This is a genomic window from Bacillus sp. D386, from assembly GCF_006346415.1.
On sequence record NZ_VEMV01000003.1, the window covers coordinates 167,402 to 179,771 of the forward strand.

The 12,370-nt window shown below is 37.3% G+C and carries 13 protein-coding genes; 12 read left to right on the top strand and 1 reads right to left on the bottom strand.

Annotated features, from left to right (window positions below):
* The first annotated feature begins 144 nt into the window (after positions 1-144).
* The 4 genes from asnS to FHY45_RS09680 all read left to right on the top strand — a co-directional run bounded on the left by asnS (position 145) and on the right by FHY45_RS09680 (position 3,470).
* Entirely contained in the window at positions 145-1,437 is a 1,293-nt protein-coding gene (gene asnS, locus FHY45_RS09665; protein WP_066107371.1) for an asparagine--tRNA ligase, read from the top strand.
* Positions 1,438-1,537: 100 nt separating this feature from the next.
* Positions 1,538-2,224, top strand: a complete 687-nt coding sequence (locus tag FHY45_RS09670) for a DnaD domain-containing protein (protein ID WP_139891746.1) — start codon at positions 1,538-1,540, stop codon at positions 2,222-2,224.
* Positions 2,225-2,307: 83 nt separating this feature from the next.
* Positions 2,308-2,967 carry an endonuclease III gene (gene nth / locus FHY45_RS09675; protein ID WP_066107366.1) on the top strand — a complete coding sequence of 220 codons (660 nt, stop codon included), beginning with the start codon at positions 2,308-2,310 and terminating at the stop codon, positions 2,965-2,967.
* Complete coding sequence (locus tag FHY45_RS09680) at positions 2,964-3,470, top strand: YpoC family protein (RefSeq protein ID WP_139891747.1); 507 nt, start codon at positions 2,964-2,966, stop codon at positions 3,468-3,470. Before nth ends, FHY45_RS09680 begins: the two co-directional genes overlap by 4 nt.
* 120 nt (positions 3,471-3,590) lie before the next feature.
* On the opposite strand, the gene FHY45_RS09685 is transcribed toward FHY45_RS09680, so the two are convergent.
* Entirely contained in the window at positions 3,591-4,616 is a 1,026-nt protein-coding gene (locus FHY45_RS09685; RefSeq protein WP_139891748.1) for a Gfo/Idh/MocA family protein, read from the bottom strand.
* A gap of 281 nt (positions 4,617-4,897) precedes the next feature.
* Between FHY45_RS09685 and FHY45_RS09690 the strand changes: the two genes are divergently transcribed.
* Genes FHY45_RS09690 through FHY45_RS09725 form a run of 8 tightly spaced genes read left to right on the top strand, consistent with a single transcriptional unit; the run spans position 4,898 to position 12,304 of the window.
* The gene (locus tag FHY45_RS09690; RefSeq protein ID WP_257469015.1) at positions 4,898-5,764 is read left to right on the top strand and encodes an AraC family transcriptional regulator; all 867 of its coding nucleotides are present in this window, start codon (positions 4,898-4,900) and stop codon (positions 5,762-5,764) included.
* Entirely contained in the window at positions 5,757-6,923 is a 1,167-nt protein-coding gene (locus tag FHY45_RS09695) for a Gfo/Idh/MocA family protein (protein WP_139891749.1), read from the top strand. The genes FHY45_RS09690 and FHY45_RS09695 overlap by 8 nt, the downstream gene beginning before the upstream one ends.
* On the top strand, positions 6,920-7,414 hold the full coding sequence (locus FHY45_RS09700; RefSeq protein ID WP_139891750.1) for a hypothetical protein: 495 nt from the start codon (positions 6,920-6,922) through the stop codon (positions 7,412-7,414). The genes FHY45_RS09695 and FHY45_RS09700 overlap by 4 nt, the downstream gene beginning before the upstream one ends.
* Positions 7,411-8,379, top strand: coding sequence for a Gfo/Idh/MocA family protein (locus FHY45_RS09705; RefSeq protein ID WP_139891751.1), 969 nt, complete (start codon positions 7,411-7,413; stop codon positions 8,377-8,379). Before FHY45_RS09700 ends, FHY45_RS09705 begins: the two co-directional genes overlap by 4 nt.
* Positions 8,380-8,394: 15 nt before the next feature.
* Positions 8,395-9,255, top strand: coding sequence for a sugar phosphate isomerase/epimerase family protein (locus FHY45_RS09710; RefSeq protein WP_139891752.1), 861 nt, complete (start codon positions 8,395-8,397; stop codon positions 9,253-9,255).
* A 23-nt stretch (positions 9,256-9,278) separates the two neighbouring features.
* Entirely contained in the window at positions 9,279-10,523 is a 1,245-nt protein-coding gene (locus FHY45_RS09715) for an ABC transporter substrate-binding protein (RefSeq protein WP_139891753.1), read from the top strand.
* A gap of 11 nt (positions 10,524-10,534) precedes the next feature.
* The gene (locus FHY45_RS09720; RefSeq protein WP_139891754.1) at positions 10,535-11,464 is read left to right on the top strand and encodes a carbohydrate ABC transporter permease; all 930 of its coding nucleotides are present in this window, start codon (positions 10,535-10,537) and stop codon (positions 11,462-11,464) included.
* A 12-nt stretch (positions 11,465-11,476) separates the two neighbouring features.
* On the top strand, positions 11,477-12,304 hold the full coding sequence (locus FHY45_RS09725) for a carbohydrate ABC transporter permease (protein WP_139891755.1): 828 nt from the start codon (positions 11,477-11,479) through the stop codon (positions 12,302-12,304).
* The last annotated feature ends 66 nt before the right edge of the window (positions 12,305-12,370 follow it).

Here is a 12,370-nt window from a genome sequence, read left to right on the forward strand (position 1 = left end):
AATGGATGTTTTCTGCAAAGGATCGATGAAATAATGGATTATTTCATGTACAGGTGAAATTTTGTATTTGCTTGTCCATTTTGGTACTTGTATAATGAATAGGGTACATAACCTGGTTTTGTTTAAGCTTTGGAGGGAAAAAATGTGAAATGTACAATTAATGAAGTATATAAATATGTTAATGAAGAAGTTAAGATAGGTGCTTGGATTGCCAATAAACGTTCTTCAGGAAAAATTGCTTTCTTGCAGCTGCGCGATGGTACAGGCTTTATTCAAGGCGTAGTTGTCAAAGCAGAGGTTGATGAAGAATTATTCAATACCGCTAAGAAGATTACTCAGGAAACGTCCGTATGGGTGAAAGGTATTGTTCAGGAGGATGAGCGTTCCCCATTTGGTTACGAACTACTTGTAACAGGACTTGAAGTAATTGCAGAAGCAGTTGACTATCCGATTACACCGAAACAGCATGGCACTGAGTTCCTTATGGATCACAGACATTTATGGCTTCGTTCAAAGCGCCAGCATGCTGTCATGAAAATTCGTAATGAGATCATTCGTGCTACGTATGAATTCTTTAATAAAGAGGGCTTTGTAAAAGTTGACCCGCCGATTCTTACAGGAAGTGCTCCAGAGGGTACTTCAGAATTGTTCGCAACGAAATACTTTGATGAAGATGCTTATCTATCTCAAAGTGGACAATTATATATGGAAGCGGCAGCAATGGCACTTGGGAAAGTATTCTCCTTCGGTCCAACATTCCGTGCTGAGAAATCCAAAACGCGACGTCATTTAATCGAATTCTGGATGATTGAACCAGAGATGGCATTTGTTGAGTTCAATGAGAACTTAGAAGTTCAAGAGCAATATGTTTCCTATATCGTTCAATCTGTACTGGAAAATTGTGTGATTGAGCTGAAAACGCTAGGAAGAGATACTTCCAAATTAGAAAATATCAAAGCACCATTCCCTAGAATTACCTATGATGATGCAATTAAATTCTTGCATGAGAAGGGCTTTGATGATATCGAGTGGGGCGATGATTTCGGTGCTCCTCACGAAACAGCAATTGCAGAAAGCTATGATAAGCCTGTGTTTATCACCCATTATCCTACAGGAATTAAGCCGTTCTACATGCAGCCTGCTCCTGACCGTGATGATGTTGTCTTATGTGCAGATTTAATTGCACCGGAAGGCTATGGTGAAATCATTGGTGGATCAGAGCGTATCCACGATATGGATCTATTAAAAGCAAGACTTGATGAACATAATTTAAGTATGGATGCTTATAAATGGTATTATGAATTACGTCAATATGGTTCCGTTCCTCATTCTGGTTTCGGTCTTGGGCTAGAGAGAACGGTTGCTTGGATAAGCGGTGTGGAACATGTTCGTGAAACGATTCCATTCCCTCGTCTTTTAAATCGTCTATATCCTTAATAGTCAAATAAAACCTGGCAATTTATTTTATTGTCAGGTTTTATTTTTCCGTACTTCAAAATCAGCATACATGGTATACTAAAAGGTGAGGTGTCGAATTATGACTATAAAAAATCTGTCGAATTGGATTAAGCAGGCGAATGTTGTCATACCCTCTTATTTGTTAAGCAGTTACAAAGAGATGGGATTAAATGAACAAGAGATGATGCTTTTACTGCATGTTGAAAACTTTTCAATGAACGGGAATTCATTTCCCACTCCTGCTGAAATCTCTTCTGTAATGAACCTCACTGAAATGGACTGTACTAACCTGCTCAGAAAACTGGTTCAGCATGGTTTCTTAGATATTACAGAGGATGAAAAACCAGGTTATGAGAGCTATTCAATCAAGCCATTATTTGAAAAATTGGCCTATCATTATTTAAAAGAAGCTAAGCAAACCGACTTTGAAGAGAAAGTAATTAAGAGTGAATCCTTATATACCGTATTTGAAAAGGAGTTTGGCCGTCCATTATCACCCTTTGAGGGTGAAACATTAACGATGTGGCTGGATGAGGATAAGCATTCACCTGATTTGGTTAAGGCTGCTCTTAAAGAAGCCGTTATCTCCGGAAAGCTCAGTTTCAGATATATAGATCGTATTTTGTTCGATTGGAAGAAACACAGTATCAAAACGTTGGAACAAGCCAAGGCGTATAGTGAACGCTTCAGAAGCTACACGAAAAAAAGTCCTGCTAAAACTGTTCCCGTTGCTAAAGAGTTGCCATTATATAATTGGCTAGAATAGACTTTAATCGATAGACCAGGATAGATCCTTTTATCCGGTCTTTTTATTCGCGAAAAATAAAGAATAAAGGGAGGGGGATTTAGATGCTTACCAATACACAAATTCGATATTGTCTCGACGAAATGGCAAGGATGTTTCCTGAGGCCCATTGCGAATTAAATCATTCCAATCCATTCGAATTAACCGTAGCGGTAGTATTATCGGCACAATGTACGGATGCTTTGGTGAATAAAGTAACGAAAAATCTCTTTCAAAAATATAAAAAACCAGAGGATTTCCTTTCTGTACCGCTTAGTGAATTGGAAAATGATATTCGTTCAATTGGTTTATACAGAAATAAAGCGAAAAATATTCAGAAGTTATCGCAGATTATACTGGAAAAATACAATGGGGTAGTTCCGAATGACCGGGATTTATTAGTTGAGCTTCCCGGAGTAGGGAGAAAGACAGCGAATGTGGTTGTTTCAGTAGCGTATGGAACACCGGCAATCGCTGTGGATACACACGTGGAGAGAGTAAGTAAAAGGTTAGGTATATGCAGATGGAAGGACTCCGTCTTAGAGGTTGAAAAAACGCTGATGAGAAGGATCCCTGAGGAAGAATGGTCGATTACCCATCACCGATTGATTTTCTTTGGTAGATACCATTGTAAAGCTCAATCGCCAAAATGCGAGGAGTGTCCTATGCTTCTACTGTGCCGTGAAGGGAAAAAAAGAATGAAAGCAGCAGGAAAAGGAAAATGAATATACCAGAATTAAATCTTGAACCTTTTAATTTTGAGTACAATCAACTTGATAAAAATGATTTTTTGAGATGGAATAACGATATTTTCAATCTTGGTTTTCCTTATGAGTATTATTATTTTAAAGGCAATGATCTGTACAGGCCCTGGGAGGATTTCTCTGTTATAAGGGAGCAGTTGACGAATGAATGGGCGGAAATCGTTCGACAGTTGGAAATTATGTTCGCTAACAGAGAAAAGCAGGAAATTAAACCATATCTGTTAAAAGGAATTGTACTATATATATCGTTTATGTATTGGTCAAATCAAGTACCTGTAGATTTATGCGGCTTCCCTGCATGTCTAAAGGAATTAAAGGGGAAACCAGTTAATGTGGAAGAGCGTTTGCCCTTTATATTGGCAAGACCGTACTTTTATCCAAGCTTTATGCAATTAAAAAGCTTAATGGAAGAGCAAATCAAGATTGCGGCCAAAATGGCAGCTTTAAATAAGTATAAAAAATGAAGTTGAATATTGATTCCAACAATATTGGTGATATTAATAGTAGTAAATAGAAGCCACACAGATTTTAATAACTCTGTATGGCTTCTTTCTATTTTGTAATAATATGGACCGTATGTCTTCCTATAAATATACCAATTTTCCATATTGGTTTGCGGATTCTTGCTCTTTTTCTGCTATATATATGGTTTCTTTTGTGCTTTCTAACGGAATTGCATCTTGGGCACTGGTATTCAGCCTTATTGCTTCAGCGAAATGTTTAATTTCGAGATAATAGCCGTCTTCTTTTGATATATCAGGCACAAATTTTTTACCTTCGGCTGGATAGTCGGTTAGTACATTGTTTTCTAAAATAATGGTTCCTTTTTCAAAGTTCACTCTGTAGCGCATTTCAAATCCAAAATCACCTTTAATTGTCCAGTCATCCTGGGCATTTACTACTTTGCCATCGAGATAGTGATAGTTAGTAGATACAATGTCATATCCATTTCCTTCAAAAACCACTTTTCCGCTTGTAGATACAGCTACAGGTTTACCGAACAACCAATTGATAGTGTCCACATCATGAATATGTTGATCAAGTAAGCATCCACCGGATTTCTCCTTTTGCAGGAGCCAGTTTTCCCAAGACCATATAGGTGTTGAACCGCCTCGAAAGAATGAAGCACTTATTACAGGACCATATCTATTCGTATCAATTGTTTCTTTTAAGTACTGATAACTTGGGAAAAAACGAAGAGTCTGACCTATCATTAATTGGCGGTCATATTTCTTAGAGGCTTCAATCATCAAGGAGCAGTCCTTTGTTGAGATTGCCATCGGTTTTTCACACAAGACATGGACACCTAATTCCATTGCTTGAACGGCCAGTGGAGCATGTAGGTACGTTGGAAGGCATAAGTCTACATAATCTAGTTTTTCATCCTTAATCATGTCTTCCATTTTTTCATAGAAGGTGAACCGGCTGAAATCTACCTGCTCTTTACCTGTTTCCAAATTCCCCTCCACTACTTTACCATGCCGCTTTTTTTCATCCACATCACAAATAGATACTAATTTAATGGGGTATCCTTCCTTTTCCAGTCTCAAATACTTCTGTAAATGAGCATTTCCCATAAAACCTAATCCTACAATTCCTACTTTTAACATGGGCAACCTCCTCAGTCGGTTTCAAAAGTATTTTATTTAAGATATAAATCTTCTTTAACCTTACCTATCAAGAAGTCTTTTGATATTTAGAATTAAAGTCCCATTTCTTGTAAAAAAGGGCTGAATTAGTAAAAAGTAGTACCTATATTAGGTAAATACTGTGATAATTGGAAATAAGTATTCTGAAATTTCCAATAAAGGTGGCGATTCTTCTGAGGGCTGATTTTTTTAGGAATATTCATCCACCGCAATATCTAATTGAAATTGAGAAGATTTTAACATTGTATTATTTTGAGTTTTCTAAGGATTATCGGTATACGGGTGAAAAACATGATTTTTGGGAATTTGTCTATGTAGATAAGGGGAAGTTAGAGGTTTCTGCTGATCAAGAAGGCTACGAATTAAAAGAAGGAGATATTATTTTCCATAAACCAAACGAATTTCATAATTTGTGGGCGAATGGAATTTGTGCTCCTAATGTCTTAGTCATTAGTTTTGTTTGTCAATCTCCAATCATGTCTTTTTTCGAAAATAAAATTATGAGGGTCGCAACTGGAGAAAGAGAATTGTTGGCTAAAGTTTTAAAAGAAGCAAAAGATGTATTCCAGCCAAGTCTAGGAAGGATATATCGAGACGATATACGCCTGCCAAACCCTAGGGTTGGAGCGGAACAGATGATGTATTTGTACTTGAGTGAGTTTTTAATACGATTAATAAGAGATGAGACATCGGAAATCAATCAGCAACGTGCAAGCGGAGCAACTAAGAAAAAGTTTGAAAAAACGATTGTGAATGACATTATCGATTTCATGAATGAACGATTACATAAGCAATTATTTTTAGATGATATATGTACCCATTTCTTTCTTAGTAAGACATATTTGAAGAAAATATTTAAAGAAGAAACGGGATATACCGTGATGTCCTTCTTTAAGGCGCTTCGAATGGAAGAGGCAAAAGTCTTAATCAGAGAAAATAACTTGAGCTTTACACTTATTGCTCAAAATTTAGGGTTTGATTCAGTTCATTATTTTTCGAATTGCTTTAAACAACAAACTGGATTAAGTCCGAGTGAATATGCCAGGTCGATTCAAGCATTTGAACATAAATTGAGGCTGAAAGAAGAAGGGGAGAAAGCAGTTGATTAGGTTCGGAGTTATAGGATTAGGCAATCGAGGCAGTAAATTCGCTCTTCAGTCCCTAATTCCTCATCTAGAAATAGAAGTAGTCTATGTATGTGATGAACAAGGCACAAATTTTAACTTATTTGAAGAAAAACAAATTCGATCAACCACTGATTATCGAAACTTGCTAAAGAGCACGGATGTGGATGCAGTTTTTATCGCTACTCCGGATGATACCCATGCTGAAATTATTTTAGAAGCGATAAAATTTAGCAAACATATTTTATGCGAAAAACCTCTAGATATTTCATTGCAAAAAATCTCTATGATTCGTTCCGCCTTAAAAGATTATAAAAAAGTTTTTCAGGTTGGTTATGTCCTGCGATACGCACCATTATATTTTAAAGCAAAAAGCTTAATAAGCAGTGGAATTATTGGCGATATATTCCTTGCAAATGGAACAGACCACATTAACTATGGTGGTTACGCATTCTTTCATGATTGGCATAGGCTGAAATCTAAGTCCTACAGTTTATTACTTCAAAAGGCTACACATAGTCTGGATATTTTATCTTGGATGATTGGAGCCAAGCCGGTAAAGGTAGCAGCATTTGGAGGTTTAGAAGTGTTTGGTGAACCTGGGTCCATCAAAAAGTTTGGATCTCCTTTAAAGGAAGAACTGCACTGTCGAACATGTCAGCATAAATGGACATGTGAGGAGAGCCTAATTAATATCAAGAAGCATAAAGGAATTGAGTGGCAAGAAAGTTGGCCAGATCACTGTGTGTTTGATTCTGAGGTAAATGTAGATGATCATCAGGCTCTGCTAATTCAATACCAAAATCGAGCGAAAGTTACGTATACATTATGCCAATTTGCAGCCTATTATCGGAGGGAATTTCAGTTTTTTGGTACGAAGGGTGAGCTATACTTTGATGATGAGAACAATAGAATCATAGTTCATGATCGTTTGAAAAAAGAAAAGTTAGTCTACGAAATAGAGAATACAGTTGGCCATGGTGGAGGAGACGCTGAAATGATTTTGGATTTTCTTCATTGTATTCAAACAGGGGCTCAACCGCGTTCTAATCTGGAAAGTAGTTTCACCGTTTCTGAGCTAGTCATTGCTGCCCAACAATCAATTGAAGAGGACAAATATATTGTAATGGAGGGTTCTCTGTGAAGTTAGAAGATCAAGCTGCCCTAAGAGAAGTCCGAGAAGGGAATGTAGGGAACGTTACCTTTATTCGATATAACTTCCATGCTCCAGAAAAACCATTTGAAATCATCACTCAGCATATAAAGGAAGCTTTATATTGGATATCTAACATTCATATAAATCAGGATTTGAAAGATATTAATACGTCTGCAAGCCAAGAAAAAAATGTTTGGCTAATCACTTGTCAATTTACGGATAGGACGGTAGCTAACCTCTTTTTTGATTTTTCACCAAGTCGATCAATCTACATAAAACAAATGGAGATAGCCGGAACAACTGGGTTGTATGTGTTTGATTCGTCAGTTGAACAAGCTTTACAATCAGATTTTCTGCAAGTGCTTGAGATTAATCCTGAATATATGAAGGATGATCGTGTTGAGAAATGGTGGGGTAAAGCAATCCAAAGTCTTCAGACAGGGCAAGTGGCTTTGGTAGAGAAAGGAGGATCTTCATGAAAGTAGGAATCATTGGTTGTGCTCATATGCACGTGTATAGCTACACATTATGTTTAAAGACACTTGGAATTGAAATTGTCGGTATTTATGATCGGGATAAGGAGAAAATGTTTCAATTTAGTGAAAAGTATGGGATTTTCCCATATGAACAATTGGATGACCTTTTGCAAACAGATATTGATACGGTTCTGATCTGTTCAGAGAATGTGTTTCATTGTGAATATACTGTTTCAGCTGCTGCTTATAAGAAGCATGTGATTGTCGAAAAACCGATGGCACTTACGGTTGAAGATGCTGAAAAGATGATTTCGGTTTGCTACGCCGCTGGTGTTAAATTGATGGTTGCTCATCCAGTTCGCTTTTCTCAACCTATGCAGTCCTTAAAACAAATGATAGACGAAGGGACATGCGGAAAGCTAATTGCAATTAATGCCACAAATCATGGTAAATCACCTGGTGGTTGGTTTGTAGAGAATAAACTCTCTGGCGGAGGAGCTATCATTGATCATACGATTCATATGGCAGATCTAGTAAATTGGTTTTTTGCTCCTCAAATAGATTCCGTATTTGCTAGAGGTGAGAATTTACTTGGTGAGTCATATGTGGAGGATACAGGGCTCTTGCATGTGACATTTACGGATGGGACATTTATGAGTCTGGATACATCATGGAACAGACCTAAAGAGTATCCAGTATGGGGTGATGCCTCACTTACATTGGTCACAGATAAAGGGTGGATTCACGCCGATGGATTTGGAAGAAAGGCATTACTCTACAATCAAAAAGCAAGTCCTGCTTTTACATATTACGAAGAAGATATGGATATGGCCATGATAAAAGCTTTCAAAGACGCCATTGATCAAAATATGCCTTCACCAGTATCAGGAGAAGATGGCCTATTCACTGTAAAGATGGCGAGGATGGCCTATCAATCGATTGAAAAAGGAAACAGAGTAATTAATTAAAAGGAGGCTGAGAAAGTGAGAAAAGGTATAAATAGCTGGTGTTTTTCACCTGATTTATCATTGGAAACTACTTTTAAAGTAACAAAGGAAGCTGGATTCGATTCAATTGAACTGAATATGTCTGAAAGTATGCCTCAGGATTCCATTACTTCTGAATTAGGGTTAATAGATAACCCAGCTTTAACCCTTGAAACTACAGAGTTAGAGCTTGAGACAATCAAAAATTTATCAGTGACTTATCAGTTACCAATCAGTAGTATTGCGACAAGCTTACATTGGACATACCCTCTGACCTCATACGACGAGAAAGTAAGGGTAAAGGGATTAGAAATCGCTAAGAAAATGATTGAGGTATGTGCTGTCCTTGGTGGAGATACTGTATTAATCGTCCCTGGTGTTGTAACGGAAACAAATAGTTATGATGACTGCTATGACTTGGCTCAATCGGCTCTAAAAGAATTAGCTATATATGCAGAACCACTCGGAATTGTTATAGGTGTGGAGAATGTTTGGAATAAATTTTTACTTAGCCCACTTGAGATGCGTCGTTTCCTTGATGAAATCAATCATCCTTCGGTAAAGGCTTATTTTGACGCAGGAAATGTGTTGCAATTTGGCTTTCCAGAGCAGTGGGTGCGCATTTTAGGTGAACGAATCACGAAGGTACACATTAAAGATTTTCGCCAGGATATAGGGAATATACGTGGATTTACGGGTCTTTTAAGCGGAGATATGAAATGGTCGTCTCTTATGGAGGCTCTAAGAGAAATAGGATACAACGGGGATGTGATTTGTGAGTTAAGTCCTTACAAAGAAAACTCGATACAACTAGCATATGACACCAGCAATGCTATGAAATATATATTAAGCAAGTAAGACCAAATTAAAGGGGGATATTTATGAAAAAGGAAGTAAAGTGGTTAGCAGTCTTTTTCTTGATTATCAGTGCAATGTTGGTTGGTTGTTCGAATGATTCTAAGTCCGATGCTAAAGGGGACGGAAAAGAAATTACTTATGCTTTATGGGATAAGGAGCAAGCGCCAATTTATGAAGAGCTCGCAAAAGAATTTGAAGAGGAAACAGGTATTAAAGTAAAGTTTGAAATCACACCGTGGGCGCAATATTGGACAAAATTAGAAACAGCCATAACAGGAAATAATGCCCCAGATGTTTTTTGGATTAATTTCCCGCGTGTACCTGATTATATTGATAATGAGGTTGTCCTTCCCTTAGATGACATTGAATTTGATAAAGATAAGTTCCCTCAACAATATTTGGATTCCTATACAAGAAATGGGAAGCTATATGCAATTCCAAAGGATTTCGATTCACATGCACTTTACTATAATAAAAAGATTTTCGATGAAGCAAACATTGCCTATCCGGATGACACATGGACTTGGGATACATGGAGAGAAGTAGCCAAGAAGCTTACAAATAAAGACAAGAATATTTATGGCATGGCTGCGCCAGTAACGTGGCAGGGTGGATATTATGAAACGTTATTACAGAGTGGAGGAGCTCCGTTTGCTGAGGATGGGACAAAGTCTGGTTTTTCTGATTCAAAAACGATAGCTGGCGTACAATTTTGGTATGACTTTGTTAAAGAAGGATCCAGTCCAACAGTTGAAGAAATGGCTAGTACGACAGTATCCGAATTGTTTTTAAATGGACGTATTGCTATGACTCTGGATGGTTCTTATATGGTACCAACGTATTTTACTGATGAATACGGGATAGAGAATATTGATGTGGCACCTATGCCAAAAGGTGAAATCCGAGCTACAACGTCAAATGCCTTAGCGAATGCTATTTCTGCCAAAACAGAAAATGAAGAAGCTGCTAAAAAATGGGTTGCTTACCTTTCTACTAAAGAAGCGAATGAGCATACCGCTAACTCAGGAAAGGTTCTATCAGCCTATGAAGGCTCACAAGAGGGATGGATGAATGCTTATCCAGATAAAAACCTAAAAGTATTCATAGATGCTGTCGAGTATGCAGTACCGCTTCCGAATAAGAAAAATAACTCAGCTGCCATTGCAATTGAGGCTGATATACTAACAAAAGCATGGACAGGTGAAATAACAGTGGAAGAAGCGTGTTTAGAATTGGCCAAGCAAGCGGATGAACTATTGAAAAAATAATCGAGTAGGGAATGATTGATTTGGCAAAAAACGACGGTAACGTAATCCCTTATAAAAGATCGAAATATAAGAGAAGAGATATATTGGCAGCTATATTTTTTATCGGCCCTCTATTTCTTGGATTGTTCGTTTTCTATCTTTTTCCGATGATTCAAAGCGTTTTCTATTCATTTACAAAATGGGGCATGTTCGGTGGAAATACTTTCACCGGACTTGCTAATTATAAGAAGCTAATTGGAGATGGAGAAGTATTATCAGCTTTGAAAAACACCATAATCTATTCTATATTTACTGTACCTATTTCGATGGTCATTTCATTATTAATCGCAACTCTTTTAAATAACAAAATAAAGGGTGTATCTTTTTACCGGGTTATCTACTTTCTTCCGGCTGTTACGATGACATCTGCAGTCGCTATGATTTGGAAATGGATGTATAACTCAGACTACGGAATTATAAATCAAATCCTTGCTCAGGTTGGTATTCAGGGACCAGCTTGGCTGACAAGCTCAAACACAGCCATGATATCTTTAATTATTGTAGGTATATGGAGTTCCCTTGGTACTTCAATAGTTATATTCTTAGCTGGATTACAAGGAATATCGAGATCTTTCTATGAAGCGGCAGAAATAGATGGGGCTGGTTCCTTGCAAAAGTTTTTTAAGATTACGTTACCGATAGTAACTCCGACAATCTTTTTTAGCTTGATTACGTCGCTGATTTCTGCACTGCAGGTGTATGACTTGATTTTTCTAATGTATTCCCAGACTAATCCGGCTCTTGAAAGTGTCCAATCCCTGGCCTATTTATTTTATAAGCATGCGTTTATATTAAATGACAAAGGATATGGCGCCGCTATTACCGTTGTTTTATTACTTTTAACTATGATCATTACCGTTATTAATTTTGGATTTCAAAAGAAATGGGTGCATTATGAATAAGAGGTGGACAAGATGATGAAGAAAAAAAACAAAGGAAAATGGGTTGTTCACGTATTACTTATATTTGGTTCCATTATGATGGTGTTCCCCTTTATTTGGATGGTGCTAACTGCACTCAAGACAAAAAGTGAATCAATCAGTATTCCTCCAAAGTTTTTTCCTGAAGTTGCCCAATGGAATAACTTTAGCGACATCTTTACACTTTTACCTTTTAGTCAATATTATTTAAATACTTTCGTTTCTACGGCGGTCATCACATTAGGACAAGTGTTTCTTTCTGCAATGGCGGCTTATGCCTTTGCACGAATTGAATTCCCCTTTAAGAAGACATTATTTATCCTGATGTTATCCGTTTTAATGGTTCCTGGGCAAATATTTTTACTTCCACAATACTTAATCATCCAAGATATGAATCTATTAAATACAATTCCAGCTTTATTTATTCCAGGTCTGTTTTCAGCTTTTGGTACATTTTTGCTGCGACAGTTTTTTATGACAATCCCAAAAGAATTGGAAGAGGCCGCCGTTATTGATGGTTGCTCCAGGTTACGTATATTTTTCAGTATTATCCTGCCTTTGTCTAAACCTGCGCTCATTTCAGTATCGATTTTTGCGTTGCTATATGGCTGGAATTCTTTGCTTTGGCCGTTGATTGTAAATACATCCCCAGACAAAATGACGCTATCTGCGGGCTTGGCAACTCTAAACGGACAATATGCTACTAATTATCCTTTAGTGATGGCTGGATCATTCATGGCAATTATTCCACTAATTATCGCCTTCTTTATTTTCCAAAAGCAGTTTATTGAAGGGATTGCATTAAGTGGATCAAAAAATTGATGTAGTAGTAATTGTATCTTTTGAGGATTGGAGTATATTGTGGTGAAGCAGGGGGGATGAAATAAA